This window comes from Halomonas sp. ND22Bw (genome assembly GCF_003011945.1).
Classification (GTDB): domain Bacteria; phylum Pseudomonadota; class Gammaproteobacteria; order Pseudomonadales; family Halomonadaceae; genus Halomonas; species Halomonas halophila.
Genome location: NZ_PXWD01001953.1, coordinates 1 through 229, shown reverse-complemented (window position 1 = coordinate 229; position 229 = coordinate 1). Strand labels below are relative to the sequence as shown.

Annotated in this window: 1 pseudogene; it reads left to right on the top strand. The window is 73.8% G+C overall.

Annotation, left to right across the window (positions count from 1 at the left end):
- Nucleotides 1-229, top strand: a pseudogene (locus tag CVH10_RS26490) (hypothetical protein); the annotation flags it as partial.

Below are 229 nucleotides of genomic sequence, written 5' to 3'. Positions count from 1 at the left end.
GGCGCCAGCGGCGGCTGGTGTTCCAGGACGCCCCGCTCTCGCAGGTGATCGCGTCGGCCGCCCGTTATGGCGATCATCCGCTGATCCTGGCCGACCCCGCCCTGGGCCGGACGCGCGTCACTGTGGTCCTGCCGCTGGAGGGGGCGGAACCGCTGGAGCAGCGCCTGACCGCGCTTCTGCCCATCCGCATCGAGACCGCCGACGACGGGCGCCGGATCGTCAGGCGCGA